We start from the raw sequence: 15493 nt of genomic DNA on the forward strand, positions 1-15493 counted from the left end.
GTCGCGGGCGGTCCGGGGCCGGCCCGCGGCGGCGGGCGGCCCCGGCACGCGTGGTCATTCGTTGCCGAAGACGGCCTTCTGCACCTCGTTGGGTCCGTCGAACTGCTTGGTCCCGGTCTGCGACAGCTTCTTGACGAGGTTGTCGTCGGCGCCGTTGCTCTTCGCCACCGAGACGAGGTCGTCCTTGGCGGCGGGGTAGTCGGCGCCCTTCAGTGCCTTCTGCAGGTCGATCGGGCTGAGGTCGGCCATGGCAGCCTCCCTTGACGAAGCGGCGCGGCGGATCCGCGCGAGGACCTGGCGGGTACCCCCCGCTCCGCGAGCCGATTCAACCGTCCTCGCAGGTCCGGCCGAGTACGCGGCGCGTCGTGCGGGTGGCTCCGCGCCTGCTGCTCCTCGGCATGGACGTCGCCGGCGGGGACGAGCCCGGGACGCCGGCCACGGAGCTCGGCGAGGACGGACCGCGGACCCGCACCGGGCTCCGGCAGACCTGCGACACCGTGGAGGAGCGCGACGCGGCCGAGCGGGGCGGCACCATGCTGCTGGACGGCCTGGCGCGCTTCCTGGCGGAAGGACCCACGCGCTGACGACTCGCGTGGTCGCGGGCGCGTACCGGTGCGACGCTGGGGTGGTCAGGTTCCGAGGACGAGCATCCTGGAGGGAGACCGATGGGACGGGACGTCCCGGCGCTCACCTTCACCCGCGAGGACCGCCGCCGCTACCGGATCAAGATGCAGGAGTGCCTCGACGCGCTGGCGCAGATGCTGAGCGAGTCGCGTTTCGAGGCCGAGCGGCCCCAGGTGGGGCTGGAGATCGAGCTGAACCTGGTCGACGACCGCGCCGAACCCGCCATGCGCAACACCGACGCGCTCGAGGCCATCGCGGACCCGGCCTGGGACACGGAGCTGGGACGGTTCAACCTCGAGATCAACATCGCGCCCCGCCGGCTCACCGAGGGCGGCCCCGACGCCTGGGAGGGCGAGATCCGCTCCGCCCTGAACCACGCGGAGCAGCGCGCCCGGTCGATCGGCACGCATCTGATCATGACGGGCATCCTCCCCACGCTGCGCCACGAGGACGTCGGCGAGGGGGCGCTGTCGGAGAACCCGCGCTACCGGCTGCTGAACGACCAGATCTTCGCGGCGCGCGGGGAGGACCTGCACATCGAGGTGACCGGCATCGACCGGCTGCGGACCTACGCGGACACGATCACGCCGGAGGCCGCGTGCACGAGCACGCAGTTCCACCTCCAGGTCGACCCGGACCAGTTCGCCGACTACTGGAACGCGGCGCAGGCGATCGCCGGGGTGCAGGTGGCGCTCGCGGCGAACTCGCCCTTCCTGTTCGGCAAGGAGCTGTGGCACGAGACCCGCATCCCGCTGTTCGAGCAGGCCACGGACACCCGCCCCGAGGAGATCAAGGTGCAGGGGGTGCGGCCACGGGTGTGGTTCGGGGAGCGGTGGATCACCAGTGTCTTCGACCTCTTCGAGGAGAACCTGCTCTACTTCCCTGCCCTGCTCCCCCTGTGCGACGACCAGGACCCCGCCGAGACCCTGCTGCGCGGCGACATCCCCGATCTCGGGGAGCTGACGCTGCACAACGGCACCATCTACCGCTGGAACCGGCCGGTGTACGCCGTCACCCGCGACAAGCCGCACGTGCGGGTGGAGAACCGGGTGCTGCCGGCGGGGCCGACCGTCGCCGACACGCTCGCCAACGGCGCCTTCTACTACGGCCTCACCCGGGGCCTGGTGGAGGAGGAGCGGCCGGTGTGGTCGCGGATGTCCTTCTCCGCCGCGGAGGACAACCTGCGGACGGCCGCGCGGTACGGCATCGACGCACGGCTGTACTGGCCCGGGATGGGCGAGGTCCCGGCGGCCGAGCTGGTGCTGCGGCGTCTGCTGCCGCTGGCGCACCGGGGTCTGGAGCTGTCCGGCATGGACGACGCATGGCGGGAGCCGCTGCTCGGCATCATCGAGCAGCGCTGTGTGACGGGACGCAACGGCGCGGTGTGGCAGAAGGAGATGTTCCACCACATCGACGCGACGGCGCACTGCGGGCGGCACGAGGCGCTGCGCCGCATGACGCAGCAGTACATCGACTACATGCATCTCAACGCCCCCGTCCACACCTGGCCCGTGGAGTGACCGGTGGGACCGGTGGTCCCGTCAGCCGGCGGCGGGGCGCTCCAGGGCGCCCGTCACCTCCCGGCGCACCGCCTCCCGGGCCGTCCGCGGGAGGCCGCCGAGGGCCGTCCCGTCCAGGGCGTCCAGCGTCCGAGCGGGGTCCGTCCCGGCGGCCACGCTCCCGCTGACGACCTCGTCGCCGTCCCGCACGGCGACGAACAGCCGGCGCCCGCCGTCCTGTTCGGCGTGCACGGCCGTGGCGACGACGAGCGGCGGCGGTCCGCCCACGTCACCTGGCGCCTTGTGGTAGGCGCTGGTCAGTGGCCGGCGCCAGCGGATGGCCAGCATCAGGGGGCGCTTCGCCACGACCTCCGCGAGATCGGCCTCGTAGGTGCCGTCGCGGTCCAGGACGGTCGCGCGGGCGTCCAGGACGAGCGCCGGGGGCAGCAGACAGCGCAGTGTGCTGCCCACGATGTTGCCGCCGACGGTGGCCGTCCGGCGCACCGCCCCGGTGCCTATGGAGGCGGCGGCCCGGCGCAGCGTCTCCGGCACCCGGTCGTCCACCTGGTGCAGCAGCACGGCCGCGCCGAGGGCCTCACCGTCCACCACGTTGGCCTCGGGAAGCCGGCGCAGGGACAGCGCCTGCTCGGGGAAGCCGTCGCGCTGCCACTGGGCCCACACGAGGGTGGCCCCGCCGACGGGCACCGCTCCCTCGGCCAGACACCGCCGGGCTTCGGACAGGGACGTGGGCAGACGTAACAGCACGGTGATCGACCTGCTTTCCTCGGGAAAGGGTGCGACAGGAGCGGGCAGTACTACGGCACTTCGGGGTAAGGGCACATCGCGGGCACGGTGGACCGGCACCGCATTCTCCGCAGCGGACCGGGGGCGCGTACAGGGCTCACGCGTCGGCGGTGTGCTCCGGTGCGGGTGACCTTGCGCCCGGCCGGGTGTTTGCCCCATGGTTGACGCGCGTCACACGGCTCGTGGCCCACCCCCGATCTCTCGTACCGGAAGCGGAGACCGCATGTTCACACGCGCGCTGAGACTCGTGCTCTCTGTTGTCATGCTCATTGCTGGCTTGGCGGCGGGTTCCCTGGCCACGGCCGGGACCGCGCACGCCGACGGCTGCTACACCTGGAACCGCACCTTGTCCCAGGGCGCCTCGGGCGCCGACGTCACCCAGCTGCAGATCCGGCTGAGCGGCTATCCCGGCTACGGCGCCGTGCTGGCCGTCGACGGCCAGTTCGGGCCCGCGACCACCGCGGCGCTCAAGCGCTTCCAGTCCGCCTACGGCCTGACCTCCGACGGCGTGGCCGGCCCCAACACCTTCAGCAAGCTCTACGCCCTCCAGGACGACGACTGCACCCCGGTGCACTTCGACTACGCGGAGCTGAACCGCTGCAACTCGACCTGGTCGGGCGGCGCGGTCGGCGCGGCGACCGCCAAGGCGAACGCCCTGCGCACCATGTGGAAGCTGGAGGCGCTGCGGCACGCGCTCGGAGACCAGCCGATCCGGGTCACCAGCGGCTTCCGCTCCCAGTCCTGCAACAGCGCGGTGGGCGGCGCGAGCAACAGCCGCCATCTGTACGGCGACGCCGCCGACCTCGGCGTGGGATCGCACTCCCTGTGCACCCTGGCCAAGCAGGCCCGCAACCACGGCTTCAACGGCATCCTCGGCCCCGGCTACCCGGGCCACGACGACCACACGCACGTCGACCACCGCGGCAGCCGCTACTGGTCGGCCCCGACCTGCGGCATCTGAGGTCCGCGGGACGCATGGGAACGCAGAGGGGTCCCGACGCCGGCCGTCGGGACCCCCCTCCGCCTTTCGTGAAGCCCTACGCCGTCAGCCCACGGTCCACTTCTGGTTGGCGGTGCCGCCACAGGTCCAGATCTGCAGCCGGGTGCCGTTGGCGGAGTTGTTGCCGGTCACGTCCAGGCACTTGTCGGCCTGGGGGTTGACGATGTCGCGGGCTCCGGTGACCACCCACCGCTGGGCCGCGGTGCCGTTGCAGTCCCACAGCTGGACCGGTGTGCCGTCGGCCGTGCCGCCCGAGGCCACGTCCAGGCACTTGCCGAGGGCGCGGATCGTCCCGTCCGAAGCGACCGTCCAGCGCTGCGCGGAGGTGCCGTTGCAGTCGTAGAGCTGGACGGGGGTGCCGTCGGCGGTGGCGGCCCCGGCGACGTCCACGCACTTGCCGGCGAGGCCCCGGATCGCGCCGCCGACCGGCGTGTCGCTCGTCGTCACCGTGACGTGGTCGACGACCAGTTGCTGCGGGAAGACGGTGGAGCCGTCCGGGTCGCCGGGCCAGTAGCCGCCGACCGCCAGGTTGAGGATCAGGAAGTACGGCCTGTTGAACACCCACTGCCGGCCGCCGAGATCGGCGGGCGTGCGGGTCTGGTAGACGTTGCCGTCCACGGACCAGGTGATGCGGTCCGGTGCCCAGTCGACGGCGAAGGTGTGGAAGTCGTCCGCGAAGGCCCGCCCGCCGGGCAGCGTGTAGCCGGCGCCGATGCCGCCGGACCCGAAGTAGCCGGGTCCGTGGAGGGTGCCGTGCACCGTGGACGGCTCGAAGCCGACGTTCTCCATGATGTCGATCTCGCCCGAGTCGGGCCAGTTGACCGGGGTGCCGAGCATCCAGAACGCGGGCCACATGCCCTGCCCGCGCGGGACCTTCATGCGTGCCTCGACGTGCCCGTACTGCGCGGTGAACTTGCCGGAGGTGTTGAGCCGGGCCGAGGTGTACTGACAGGTGCCGTACCAGCACTGGTAGTTGGCCGGGTTCTCCTTGCGTGCGGTGATGACCAGGTGGCCCTGGCCGTCCAGCGCCGCGTTCTTGTTGCCGGACGTGTAGAACTGCCGTTCGTGGTTGTTGACGTTGTCGCCCGTCTCGATCTGCCACTTCGAGGAGTCGACCGCGGCGCCGGCGGGCCCGTCGAAGGTGTCGGAGAAGGCGACGGCCGCCGCGGAGACGTCGGCCGCGGCGGGCGTCCGGGCCGGTTCGGCCTGCGCGGTCGTACCGGCCACGCCCGTGGCGAGGAGTGCGGCGGACAGAGCTGCGACCAGCCATCTGCGGCGCGTGCGCGGAGAGGACATGGCTCTCCCTTCCGTACGGCGGCCCGTGGGGACGGGGGCGCCGGACGTGGTGGTGGGGGGTGAAGGTTCAACCACTTGATTCAAGATGTGAGATAAGCGGCCGTCAACCCCTTGGTACGGACCAGGAATTCACAACGTGGGCGTGGTGATCCGCGCGGGGTGGGAGTGAGCCGTGGGGCGGCGGGGGCGGTCAGGCCGTGGTGCCCCACGAGGTCCGGTCGGCGCAGGCGGGATCGTGCTCGGTGGCGCACGACGTCCACCAGCGCTCGCAGCACGCCATCTCGACCTCGGCCCGGGCGAGGGCCGCGACGGCGGCGTCGCGCCAGGCGGCCCGGCGGCCCTCCCGCTCACGCAGCACGGCGACGGCCCGGCGTTCGTCGGCGATGACGGTCTCCCGCACCACACCCAGGACGGGGGCGAGGGAGGCGGCGGCCATGGCCACGGTGGTCCAGGCGGGCACGGTCCCCCAGGTGCGCACGGTGCAGAAGGCGAGCCAGAGAGCGACGGCGACGTACATCACGGTGAGAACCCGACTGCCCCTGGTCATGGCGACGCTCCTTCACGGCCTGTCCGATGGACATCTGATGCCCCGTAAGTGGCCGCGCATGACACCGGGTCGGGAACGGAGCTCACACGACATTCCGCCGACGGACGACGGACGACGGGCGGGCCGTCCGGCGGGGCGGGCGGGTGCGCTAGATTTTGCACGCCCTTGACCGCGATCATTCACGATCCCTCACGCTACGGAGCCGGCACACCTATGAGCGACATCGTCAACGGACTCGGCCGGGCCACCGCCTACGGCGCACTGGGCCTGGTCCTGCTGGTCCTCGGCATCTTCCTGGTCGACGTACTGCTGCCCGGCAAGCTCGGCCGGCAGATCTGGCAGGAGCGCAACCGCAACGCCGCCGTGGTGCTGAGCTCCTCGCTGCTCGGCATCGGCATGATCGTGTTCACCTCGATCTGGACCACCTACGACGACTTCGGCAAGGGCCTGGTGTCCACGGCGGTGTTCGGCGTGCTGGGGCTGCTGATGATGGCGGTGGCCTTCTTCGTGGTCGACCTGATCACCCCGGGGCGGCTGGGCGCCACGCTGGTGGAGGTCGAGCCCCACCCGGCGGTCTGGGTGACCGCCTCCTGCAACATCGCGGTCTCCGCCGTCATTTCGGCCTCCATAGCCTGACGGCACGTCGAAAGCCTGACGGCACGTCGAGGGTGCGCGTACGCCAGGTCTTCCGGCGCCGCGCACCCAGGTCCGGCCGGACGGGCCGTCAGGCCACGCGGCGGCGCTCGGGCATCCGGCGCCGCTCCGGCGCCGCGGCGCGGGCGGGCGCCTGCGGGACGCGGGTGGCGGCACGGACCCGGTACGTCGTGCGGTTGGGGTCCACGACCGGCTCGCCGAGCGTGATGCGGCCGGCGGCCTGCAGTTCGTCGCACTCGGCGGTGGGCAGCGCGGCATAGCAGCCACCCGTACCGGTGGCCGGGTCGATCGGGCGCCAATAGCTGAACCGGCGGCGGCCGTTGGCGAACACCGTGACGTACGTCGGGGTGCGCGGGTCGGCGATGACGCGCAGCACGTCGGCCGTCGTGCCCGACGGCGAGGGCACGCCGGTCGTGGCCGGGGCGGCGGCCGCCCGGGCGCGCCGTCGGCGGACGGTCGGCAGGTCGACGAGGGCGTTCGAACGGTCGAGGGTGGCAAGCATCAACAGGACCTTTCCGGAGCCGGACACGAGACCGTCTACCCAGCACCGCGCCGGAGTTGATCTCCTTTTCTGATCATTGTGCAGCCTCACACCGACAACGGGCGAAGCTTTTCGGTCGTTCCCCGTCGCTTTGTCGACATGCCGATGCGATCAGGTGTCGACAAGGGGGTCATGGCCCCAGTTCATCAGCGAATGGCGCCAGCGCGTGTCGGTGACGTCACCGGACGGCCGCTGGGCGAGATGGCGGTGGATGTAGCCGACGACCTTGCGCATATGGGCGTAGTCGTCCTCGGAGAGGTCGCCGCGCTTGGCGCGCAGGATCTCCACGATGCGCCGCCCCGAGGCGTGCCCGGTCGACTCGCCGCCGTCCTTGTGCTGACCGGCGGCGCGCGAGTCGTCCGTCCCCAGCCACTTCTCCAGGTCGGCCGGCTTCATGTTGACCAGCTCCCGGAACTCTTTCCAGGTCTCCTCGTCCTCCGCTGCCACGGCACTCACTTCTTCTTCTTGAGCGCGGACGGCTTGTGCACCGCGGACTTCCCGGACTTGTCGCTGCGCACCTCGTACTGCGGCTCCTCCTCGGAGGCCGCGACGGTGCGTCCCGCCGCCTCGGTCCGCTCGGTGATCTTCTTCTCGACCTCGCCCGTCGTCTCGCTGCCGTGGCTGCTCCAGGCGACGTGGTCACCCTCGTGCAGGTCCTTCCCGGACTTCTTGCCGTCCTTCGCCATGCCCCGCGCCTCCTCCGTGTCGACCGTGGGCCGCTTTCCACCCTGCTGGCAGCGGCGTCCGCGCGCATCTCGGGACGGGAACAGCCGTCCGGGCCGGCCCCACATGGGGGCCGGCCCGTACGGTGGATCGGCGCGCCCGAGAGACCGGACGGGCCGTACGGGTCAGACGAGGTCGAACCGGTCGAGGTTCATGACCTTGTCCCACGCCGTGACGAAGTCCCGGACGAACTTCGCCTCGGCGTCGTCACTCGCGTAGACCTCGGCCAGGGCGCGCAGCTCGGAGTTCGAGCCGAACACCAGGTCGGCGCGGGAGCCGGTCCACTTCACCTCGCCGGTGACCGCGTCGCTGCCCTCGAAGGCGGACTGGTCCTCGGACGTCGACTTCCAGGCCGTGCCCATGTCGAGCAGGTTGACGAAGAAGTCGTTGGTGAGGACGCCCGGCGTCGCGGTGAGCACGCCCTGGGCGGACTGCTGGTGCGTGGCGCCGAGGGCCCTCAGGCCGCCGACGAGCACCGTCAGCTCGGGGGCGCTCAGGCCGAGCAGGTTGGCCTTGTCGAGCAGCAGGTACTCGGCCGGCAGCCGGTTGCCCTTGCCCTGGTAGTTGCGGAAGCCGTCGGCGGTCGGCTCGAGCGCGGCGAACGACTCGACGTCCGTCTGCTCCTGCGTCGCGTCCACGCGGCCCGGCGTGAAGGGCACCTCGACCTCGTGGCCCGCGTCCTTGGCGGCCTTCTCCACGGCGGCGACACCGCCGAGCACGACCAGGTCGGCGAAGGAGACCTGCTTGCCGCCGGCCTGCTCGGCGTTGAAGGCCTCCTGGACGCCCTCCAGGGTGCGGATCACACCGGCGAGGCGGTCGGGGTCGTTGGCCTCCCAGCCGCGCTGCGGCTCCAGGCGGATGCGGCCGCCGTTGGCGCCGCCGCGCTTGTCGCTGCCGCGGAAGGAGGAGGCCGACGCCCACGCCGCCGACACCAGGTCGGACACCGACAGGCCGGAGGCGAGGACGCGCTCCTTGAGGACGGCGACGTCGGCGGCGTCGATCAGCTCGTACGTCCGCTCCGGCAGCGGGTCCTGCCACAGCAGCGTCTCCTCCGGCACCTCGGGGCCGAGGTAGAGGGACTTCGGGCCCATGTCACGGTGGGTGAGCTTGTACCAGGCGCGGGCGAAGGCGTCCGCGAACTGGTCCGGGTTCTCCAGGAAGCGCCGCGAGATCTCGCCGTAGACGGGGTCGAAGCGCAGCGACAGGTCCGTCGTCAGCATCGTCGGCTGGTGCTTCTTCGACGGGTCGTGGGCGTCCGGGACGGTGCCGGCGCCGCCGTTGTCCTTCGGCCGCCACTGGTTGGCGCCGGCCGGGCTCTTGAAGAGCTCCCACTCGTAACCGAAGAGGATCTCGAAGAAGCTGTTGTCCCACTGGGTCGGCGTGGGCGTCCAGGTCACCTCGAGACCGCTGGTGATGGCGTCGCCGCCCTTGCCGGTGCCGAAGGTGTTCTTCCAGCCGAGGCCCTGCTCCTCGAACGAAGCGGCCTCGGGGTCGTCGCCGACGTGGTCGGCGGGGCCGGCGCCGTGGGTCTTGCCGAAGGTGTGGCCGCCGGCGATCAGGGCGACGGTCTCCTCGTCGTTCATCGCCATCCGGCGGAACGTCTCACGGATGTCGCGGGCCGCGGCGATCGGGTCCGGATTGCCGTTGGGCCCCTCGGGGTTGACGTAGATGAGGCCCATCTGGACGGCGCCGAGCGGGTTCTCCAGCTCGCGGTCGCCGGTGTAGCGCTCGTCACCCAGCCAGGTGGTCTCGGGACCCCAGTAGACGTCCTCCTCCGGCTCCCAGACGTCCTCGCGGCCGCCGGCGAAGCCGAAGGTCTCGAAGCCCATCGTCTCCAGGGCGACGTTGCCCGCGAGGATCATCAGGTCGGCCCAGGACAGGCTCTGGCCGTACTTCTTCTTCACCGGCCACAGCAGGCGGCGGGCCTTGTCCAGGTTGGCGTTGTCCGGCCAGCTGTTGAGCGGGGCGAAGCGCTGCTGGCCGGCGCCGGCGCCGCCGCGGCCGTCGCTGATGCGGTAGGTGCCGGCGCTGTGCCAGGCCATGCGGACGACGAGCGGGCCGTAGTGGCCGAAGTCGGCGGGCCACCAGTCCTGCGAGGTGGTGAGGACCTCGGCGATGTCCCGCTTCACCGCCGGCAGGTCGAGGGACTGGAACGCCGCCGCGTAGTCGAAGTCCTCACCGAGCGGGTTCGCCACCGCCGGGTTCTTCGCGAGGATCTTCAGGTTGAGGCGGTCCGGCCACCACTGACGGTTGCCGCCGCCCTGGGTGGGGTGCGAGGCGCGACCGTGCGCGACCGGGCAGCCGCCGGTCCCCTCCGCCTTGGGTTCGGTGACGATCGCGTCATGGTTCTCGGTCATGGGAGTCCTTCCGGGCGAAAAAGGTTCGCGCAGTTCAGGCACTGCGGGAGGTGGAACATCCGGGGCACAGGCCCCAGTAGACGACTTCGGCCTCGTCGATCGCGAAGCCGTGACCGTCGGACGCGGTCAGGCAGGGTGCCTCGCCGACCGCGCAGTCGACGTCGGCCACGGCGCCGCAGGTACGGCACACCAGGTGGTGGTGGTTGTCCCCGACGCGTCCCTCGTAGAGGGCGGCGCCACCCGCCGGTGCGACGCGCCGCACCAGGCCCGCGGCGCTCAGCGCGTTCAGTCCCTCGTACACCGCCTGCAGGGACACATGCCCTATGCGCCGGCGCACCTCTGTGGCGACGGTCTCGACGCCGAGGTGACCGCCCTGGCGGACGGTGTCGAGGAGCGCCACGCGGGCTGCCGTGACGCGGAGCCCCGCACCGCGCAACTCCTCGGCGGTGGTCGACGGCCGGGATGCGGTCATGCGCCGAACCTACCGCCGGAGACGCGAACAATTCCAGAGAACGAACGGATCCATTCTTGGGGCGTGTCCGGTAACGGACGGTGGCTCCCGGGTTGCGCACCGATCACCGCCGGCGGTACCTCTCACCTGCCCGAAGACGTCCCGGCGCGGATCAGTACAGGACGTTCAGCGCGCCCGGCAGGACCGTCGCCGTGACCGGCAGGACGGCGTCGACCTCCCCGTCCGTGCCGTAGGGGACGGCCCGGTCCGCCTCGATGCGGATCTCCCGGCCGCGCAGGATGCGTACCTGGGGCCGGTGGACGTGGGCTCCGGTCCGCAGCTCGTTCATCAGGGTGAAGAACAGCCACCGGGGTGCCTCCCGGATCATGACGACGTCCAGCAGGCCGTCGTCCACACGGGCGTCCGGGGCGATGAGACGGCCGGATCCGTAGGTGCCGGAGTTCGCGGCGACCACGGTGTAGCCGGTGTGGGCGTGCACCTCGCCGTCGACGGTGACCCGGTAGCGGGCCGGGCGCCAGGTGGTGACGGCCCGCAGGCCGCCCGCGTAGTAGGACGCCGAACCCCGCAGCAGCCGGGAGCGGTTGGCATGGCGGTTGGCGAGGGCGTCGACCCCCGCGTAGACGCTGCCGAGCACGACGGTGCGGTCGTGCACGGCCGAGCGGACCTCGACGGTGTCGACCGGGCGGGGCTCGGCGTGCAGCAGGACGTGGGCCAGCGCCTCGGGGTCCCCGGGGAGGCCCAGCGCCCGGGCGAAGTCGTTGCCCCGGCCCGCGGGCACCAGGCCGAGGGTCGCCCCGGTCCCGCTGAGGGCGCCGGCGACGCCGCCCGCCATGCCGTCCCCGCCGACGGCCAGGACGACGCGCCCCTCCCGCCCGGCGGCGAGGGCGAGTTCGCGGGCGTGGGCCAGGCTGCGGCTGTACTCGGTCACCAGCTCCGCGCCCGCCTCGCGCAGAAGCCGGGCGACGGCGAGCAGCGCGGCCGCGGAACCGGCCGCGCCCGCGGTGGGGTTGACGACGGCGGTGAAGTGGCGCATCGGGGTGCCTCCGGGCGGCCGACGGGACGGGGACGTACGGGGACCTGAGCGGGGCGCGGTGACCGGCACGGCGGCCCGGGAGGGGCTGCGCCGGTCAGTCGGCGGGCAGCAGGACGCCGGGGCTGAGCACGCCGGCCGGGTCCAGCCGCCGCTTCACGGCGCGCAGCGCGTCGACGCCCAGCGGGCCGGCCTCGCGGAGGTACCAGTCGCGGTGGTCGGTGCCGACTCCGTGGTGGTGGCTGATGGTGCCGCCGGCGGCGAGGATCGCCTCGTTCGCCGCGTGCTTGGCGCGGGTCCAGTGCGCCACGGGGTCCTCGCCCTGTGCGGACACCACGGTGAAGTACAGCGAGGCGCCGTTCTCGTAGACGTGGGAGATGTGGCACATGACCAGCGGCGGGGTGCCGGCCCCGGTGAGGGTGACGGTGAGCGCGTCGCGCACGGCGGCGTACAGCCCGGGGAGCCGGGACCAGAAGGCCGCGGTCTCCAGCGTCTCCGCGAAGGCTCCGGCGTCGAGCAGCGCGTCCCGCAGGTACGGCGCCGCGTAGCGGCCGTGGGCCCAGCGCCGGCCCGGCTCCTCTCCGAGGGGCGTGCCGCCGCACTCCCGCAGGACGGCGGCGGCCCGCTCGCGCCGGTGGGCGGTGTCCTCCTCGGTGCCCTCGTAGCCGGCGACGGCGGTGCAGCCGGTGGCCTGCGGGTCGCCGGAGCCGATCGCCTCGGGGTTGGCGAGGCCGACGAGGGTCTCGGTCTCGTCGGACAGGCGCAGCACGGTGGGCCGGGGGCCGTCCTGGGCGAGCCGGCGCAGGGCGGCGGCTCCCGCGTCGAAGGTGGGGAAGCTCCAGCCCTCGTAGAGGCGGGTCCGCGGCGCGGGGCGGACGCGTACGGTCACGGAGGTGATGACGCCGAAGGCGCCCTCGGAGCCGAGGACGAGCTGGCGCAGGTCGGGTCCGGCGGCGGAGCGGGGGGCGCGGCCGGTGTCGAGGGTGCCTTCGGGGGTGGCCAGGGTGAGGGACAGCACCATCTCGTCGAAGCGGCCGTAGCCGGCGGAGGCCTGGCCGCTGGAGCGGGTGGCGGCGAAGCCGCCGACGGTGGCCCACTCGTAGGACTGCGGGAAGTGGCCGAGGGTGAAGCCGTGTCCGGCGAGCAGCGCCTCCGCCTCGGGGCCCTTCAGGCCGGGCTGCAGGGTGGCGGTGCGGGAGACCGGGTCGAGGTCGAGCAGCCGGTTCATGCGGCGCAGGTCGAGGGCGACGAAGGTGCCGTGCGCCTGCGGGGCGAGGCCGCCGACGACGGAGGTGCCCCCGCCGAACGGGACGGCGGCCAGGCCGAGTTCGCCGCACAGGCGGAGCACGGCCAGCACCTCCTCGTGCGTGGCGGGCAGCAGGACGGCGGCGGGCAGGGCGGCGGCGAGGTCGCCGCCGCGGATGCGCAGCAGGTCGGGGGTGGACTTGCCGCGGGTGTGCCGGACACGGGTCTCGGCGTCGGTGCGGACGTGGGCCTCGTCGCCCAGCGCGGCGGCCAGTGCGCGGTGCGCGGCGGGCGCGAGGGGACTCGCGGGGACGGTCAGGTCGTCGAGGGCGACGGGTGCGGCCTCGTGCGGCTTGACGCCGAGCAGATCGCGCAACAGGCCGATCACCGAGTCCGGCAGCGGGGCCGCCTGCGCCGGGTCGCCCCAGCCGCTCCACAGCATGTCCATGACTGTCGTCCTCACCGGTCGGGAAGTGCGGTGCCGTCGACCGACGGCCTCACCTGGCGTTACACTGTGACACATGACGCCTATTCGTCACAACGGCTCAGCAGGTTCGGACAACGACGCGGTGCTGGACGCGGTGCGCGACTGCGTACTGGCCGTCGGGGTCCGCCGCACCACGCTCACCGACGTGGCCCGCCGCGCCGGTGTCTCCCGCATGACGCTCTACCGGCGCTGGCCCGACGTGCGCTCCCTGGTCGGCGACCTGATGACCCGGGAGTGGATCGCCGTGGCCACCGGGGCCATGCCCGAGCGCAGACCCGACGTGTCCGCGCGGGAGCTGCTCACCCAGGGACTCGTGGACGCCGTACGGGACTTCGTGGCCCACCCGCTGTTCCGGAAGATCCTCGACGTCGACCCCGAACTGCTCCTCCCCTACGTACTGGACCGCCGCGGGGCGAGCCAGGAGGCGCTGCTGGAGCTGCTGGCCGGGGTGCTGCGTGAGGGGCACGCCGACGGCTCGGTGCGCACCGCGCACGTCGAACGCCAGGCCCGTGCGGTGCTGCTGATCGTGCAGTCCTTCACCCTGTCCCTGCGGACCATGACCGACGAGGACGACCCCGAACTTTCGGCCGAGGCGTTCCTCGGCGAGCTGCGCTCCGTCCTGGAGAGGACCCTCACGCCATGACCCCCCTCAGCGGTTCGTCCCTGTCCGCCGCCCGCCGCGCCCGTGAGCTGACCGACACCGTGGACGGTGCGCCGGTCGACGTGCTGGTCGTCGGCCTCGGCGTCACGGGCGCGGGCGCCGCCCTGGACGCCGCGGCGCGCGGTCTGCGGGTGGTCGCGATCGACGCCCACGACCTGGCCTTCGGCACCTCCCGCTTCAGCAGCAAGCTGGTCCACGGCGGGCTGCGCTACCTGGCCTCCGGGCGGCTCGACGTGGCCCACGAGAGCGCGGTGGAACGCGGGGTGCTGATGGAGCGCACCGCGCCCCACCTCGTGCACCCCCAGCCGTTCGTGCTGCCCCTTACCCCGCTGGTCTCGCGCGGCCAGGCGGCCCTGGCGCGGGCCGGGTTCCACGCCGGTGACACGCTGCGCCTGGCCGCCCGCACGGCCCGGGCCACCCTGCCCGCGCCGCGCCGCCTCAGCGCGGTGGAGACCCGGCACCTCGCGCCCGCCCTCCGGCGGAACGGCCTGCGCGGCGGGCTGCTGTCGTGGGACGGGCGGCTCACCGACGACGCCCGGCTGGTGACCGCCCTGGCCCGCACGGCCGCCGCGCGCGGCGCCCGCGTCCTCACCCGGGTCCGGGCACTGGAGCTGGCCTCGACGGGGGCCAGGGTCCGGGACGAACTGACCGGCGAGGAGGGCGAGATCCGCGCCCGGGCGGTGATCAACGCCGCCGGGGTCTGGGCGGGCGGCCTCGTCGACGGCGTACGGATCCGGCCCTCCCGCGGCACCCATCTCGTCCTGCGGCCCGACAGCCTGGGCGCCCTCACCGCGGGCCTGCACATCCCGGTCCCCGGGGAGACCAACCGCTTCGTGCTCGTCCTCCCCCAGGACGACGGCCGGGTCTACGTGGGGCTCACCGACGAGCCCGTGACCGGTGACATCCCTGACGTCGCCGAGGCCCCGGAGACCGACATCGGGTTCCTCCTCGACGTCCTGTGCTCCGTGCTGCACGTCCCGGTCCACCGTGCCGACGTGGTGGGCGCCTTCGCCGGACTGCGTCCCCTGCTGGACACCGCCGGGGACCGCCCGGGCGCCGGGGCGAGGACGGCCGACCTCTCCCGCCGGCACGCGGTGCTCACCTCCTCGGAGGGCGTCGTCACCGTCGTGGGCGGCAAGCTCACGACCTACCGTCGGATGGCCGAGGACGCCGTCGACGCGGCCGTCCGCCTCCGCGGGCTGACCGCGGGCCCCTCCCCCACGGCGGCCCTTCCCCTGGTGGGCGCCGCCGCACCGCACGTCCTGGCCGCCCTGCCCCTGCCCCGCCGGCTCGTCCGCCTCTACGGCGCCGAGGCACCGGCCGTGCGGGCGCTCGCCGCGCGCGACCCGCGGCTGGCCGAGCCGGTGCTCCCCGGACATCCGGCCACCGGCGCCGAACTCCTGTGGGCCGTACGGCACGAGGGAGCCCTCGACGAGGCGGACGTCCTGGACCGCCGCACCCGCATCGGCCTCGTCCCCGCCGACCGGGCCGCCGCACGGGACGCGGTGCGCACGCTGCTCGACGAGGCGGCGGCGCGGCAGGGGTGACGCCGG

At 73.1% G+C, this 15493-nt stretch carries 17 protein-coding genes; 6 read left to right on the plus strand and 11 right to left on the minus strand.

All coding sequences use genetic code 11. From position 1 onward, the window contains the following. Positions 1 to 54 precede the first annotated feature (54 nt). Positions 55 to 249: a DUF2795 domain-containing protein gene (locus tag B100_RS0127240; protein ID WP_024887569.1), complete on the minus strand. Its 195-nt coding sequence runs from the start codon at positions 247 to 249 to the stop codon at positions 55 to 57. A gap of 116 nt (positions 250 to 365) precedes the next feature. Between B100_RS0127240 and B100_RS0127245 the strand changes: the two genes are divergently transcribed. Both B100_RS0127245 and B100_RS0127250 read left to right on the plus strand, forming a co-directional pair. Next, complete coding sequence (locus tag B100_RS0127245) at positions 366 to 584, plus strand: hypothetical protein (RefSeq protein WP_024887570.1); 219 nt, start codon at positions 366 to 368, stop codon at positions 582 to 584. An 81-nt stretch (positions 585 to 665) separates the two neighbouring features. After that, on the plus strand, positions 666 to 2144 hold the full coding sequence (locus B100_RS0127250) for a glutamate-cysteine ligase family protein (RefSeq protein WP_024887571.1): 1479 nt from the start codon (positions 666 to 668) through the stop codon (positions 2142 to 2144). A 21-nt stretch (positions 2145 to 2165) separates the two neighbouring features. On the opposite strand, the gene B100_RS0127255 is transcribed toward B100_RS0127250, so the two are convergent. Further along, complete coding sequence (locus tag B100_RS0127255) at positions 2166 to 2888, minus strand: FAD binding domain-containing protein (protein WP_024887572.1); 723 nt, start codon at positions 2886 to 2888, stop codon at positions 2166 to 2168. Between the two features lie 262 nt (positions 2889 to 3150). Here B100_RS0127255 and B100_RS0127260 point away from each other — a divergent pair, with 262 nt between their 5' ends. Then, on the plus strand, positions 3151 to 3888 hold the full coding sequence (locus tag B100_RS0127260) for a D-Ala-D-Ala carboxypeptidase family metallohydrolase (protein WP_037723598.1): 738 nt from the start codon (positions 3151 to 3153) through the stop codon (positions 3886 to 3888). 84 nt (positions 3889 to 3972) lie between these two features. Here the strand turns inward: B100_RS0127260 and B100_RS0127265 are convergent, their stop codons facing one another. Then, complete coding sequence (locus tag B100_RS0127265; protein ID WP_024887574.1) at positions 3973 to 5223, minus strand: lectin; 1251 nt, start codon at positions 5221 to 5223, stop codon at positions 3973 to 3975. A 190-nt stretch (positions 5224 to 5413) separates the two neighbouring features. Next, complete coding sequence (locus B100_RS0127270) at positions 5414 to 5770, minus strand: hypothetical protein (RefSeq protein ID WP_024887575.1); 357 nt, start codon at positions 5768 to 5770, stop codon at positions 5414 to 5416. 213 nt (positions 5771 to 5983) lie between these two features. Here B100_RS0127270 and B100_RS0127275 point away from each other — a divergent pair, with 213 nt between their 5' ends. After that, on the plus strand, positions 5984 to 6406 hold the full coding sequence (locus B100_RS0127275; RefSeq protein ID WP_024887576.1) for a DUF350 domain-containing protein: 423 nt from the start codon (positions 5984 to 5986) through the stop codon (positions 6404 to 6406). Positions 6407 to 6494: 88 nt separating this feature from the next. Here B100_RS0127275 and B100_RS0127280 read toward each other — a convergent pair whose 3' ends face one another. From B100_RS0127280 to B100_RS0127310, 7 genes are all read right to left on the minus strand, one after another. Continuing rightward, on the minus strand, positions 6495 to 6926 hold the full coding sequence (locus B100_RS0127280) for a hypothetical protein (protein ID WP_024887577.1): 432 nt from the start codon (positions 6924 to 6926) through the stop codon (positions 6495 to 6497). A 150-nt stretch (positions 6927 to 7076) separates the two neighbouring features. Then, on the minus strand, positions 7077 to 7421 hold the full coding sequence (locus B100_RS0127285) for a DUF3140 domain-containing protein (protein ID WP_199785290.1): 345 nt from the start codon (positions 7419 to 7421) through the stop codon (positions 7077 to 7079). Then, positions 7418 to 7651, minus strand: a complete 234-nt coding sequence (locus B100_RS0127290; RefSeq protein WP_024887579.1) for a hypervirulence associated TUDOR domain-containing protein — start codon at positions 7649 to 7651, stop codon at positions 7418 to 7420. Before B100_RS0127290 ends, B100_RS0127285 begins: the two co-directional genes overlap by 4 nt. Before the next feature lie 162 nt (positions 7652 to 7813). After that, positions 7814 to 10045 (minus strand): catalase/peroxidase HPI, encoded by a 2232-nt coding sequence (gene katG, locus B100_RS0127295; protein WP_024887580.1) that lies wholly within the window; start codon positions 10043 to 10045, stop codon positions 7814 to 7816. A 34-nt stretch (positions 10046 to 10079) separates the two neighbouring features. Then, positions 10080 to 10517 (minus strand): Fur family transcriptional regulator, encoded by a 438-nt coding sequence (locus B100_RS0127300; protein ID WP_024887581.1) that lies wholly within the window; start codon positions 10515 to 10517, stop codon positions 10080 to 10082. A 151-nt stretch (positions 10518 to 10668) separates the two neighbouring features. Beyond that, positions 10669 to 11550, minus strand: a complete 882-nt coding sequence (locus B100_RS0127305; protein ID WP_024887582.1) for a diacylglycerol/lipid kinase family protein — start codon at positions 11548 to 11550, stop codon at positions 10669 to 10671. 94 nt (positions 11551 to 11644) lie between these two features. Beyond that, positions 11645 to 13240: an FAD-binding oxidoreductase gene (locus B100_RS0127310; RefSeq protein WP_024887583.1), complete on the minus strand. Its 1596-nt coding sequence runs from the start codon at positions 13238 to 13240 to the stop codon at positions 11645 to 11647. Between the two features lie 73 nt (positions 13241 to 13313). Here B100_RS0127310 and B100_RS0127315 point away from each other — a divergent pair, with 73 nt between their 5' ends. Then, positions 13314 to 13922 carry a TetR/AcrR family transcriptional regulator gene (locus B100_RS0127315; RefSeq protein WP_078541206.1) on the plus strand — a complete coding sequence of 203 codons (609 nt, stop codon included), beginning with the start codon at positions 13314 to 13316 and terminating at the stop codon, positions 13920 to 13922. Continuing rightward, positions 13919 to 15487, plus strand: coding sequence for a glycerol-3-phosphate dehydrogenase/oxidase (locus B100_RS0127320; RefSeq protein WP_024887585.1), 1569 nt, complete (start codon positions 13919 to 13921; stop codon positions 15485 to 15487). The genes B100_RS0127315 and B100_RS0127320 overlap by 4 nt, the downstream gene beginning before the upstream one ends. The last annotated feature ends 6 nt before the right edge of the window (positions 15488 to 15493 follow it).

This window comes from Streptomyces sp. CNH189, assembly GCF_000527195.1.

Excerpts from the sequence above, each read along its gene's own strand:
- B100_RS0127240 (WP_024887569.1), bottom strand. The coding sequence starts at position 249 with ATGGCCGACCTCAGCCCGATCGACCTGCAGAAGGCACTGAAGGGCGCC.
- B100_RS0127250 (WP_024887571.1), top strand. The coding sequence starts at position 666 with ATGGGACGGGACGTCCCGGCGCTCACCTTCACCCGCGAGGACCGCCGC.
- B100_RS0127260 (WP_037723598.1), top strand. The coding sequence starts at position 3,151 with ATGTTCACACGCGCGCTGAGACTCGTGCTCTCTGTTGTCATGCTCATT.
- B100_RS0127265 (WP_024887574.1), bottom strand. The coding sequence starts at position 5,223 with ATGTCCTCTCCGCGCACGCGCCGCAGATGGCTGGTCGCAGCTCTGTCC.
- B100_RS0127270 (WP_024887575.1), bottom strand. The coding sequence starts at position 5,770 with ATGACCAGGGGCAGTCGGGTTCTCACCGTGATGTACGTCGCCGTCGCT.
- B100_RS0127275 (WP_024887576.1), top strand. The coding sequence starts at position 5,984 with ATGAGCGACATCGTCAACGGACTCGGCCGGGCCACCGCCTACGGCGCA.
- B100_RS0127280 (WP_024887577.1), bottom strand. The coding sequence starts at position 6,926 with ATGCTTGCCACCCTCGACCGTTCGAACGCCCTCGTCGACCTGCCGACC.
- B100_RS0127290 (WP_024887579.1), bottom strand. The coding sequence starts at position 7,651 with ATGGCGAAGGACGGCAAGAAGTCCGGGAAGGACCTGCACGAGGGTGAC.
- katG (WP_024887580.1), bottom strand. The coding sequence starts at position 10,045 with ATGACCGAGAACCATGACGCGATCGTCACCGAACCCAAGGCGGAGGGG.
- B100_RS0127300 (WP_024887581.1), bottom strand. The coding sequence starts at position 10,517 with ATGACCGCATCCCGGCCGTCGACCACCGCCGAGGAGTTGCGCGGTGCG.
- B100_RS0127305 (WP_024887582.1), bottom strand. The coding sequence starts at position 11,550 with ATGCGCCACTTCACCGCCGTCGTCAACCCCACCGCGGGCGCGGCCGGT.
- B100_RS0127310 (WP_024887583.1), bottom strand. The coding sequence starts at position 13,240 with ATGGACATGCTGTGGAGCGGCTGGGGCGACCCGGCGCAGGCGGCCCCG.
- B100_RS0127315 (WP_078541206.1), top strand. The coding sequence starts at position 13,314 with ATGACGCCTATTCGTCACAACGGCTCAGCAGGTTCGGACAACGACGCG.
- B100_RS0127320 (WP_024887585.1), top strand. The coding sequence starts at position 13,919 with ATGACCCCCCTCAGCGGTTCGTCCCTGTCCGCCGCCCGCCGCGCCCGT.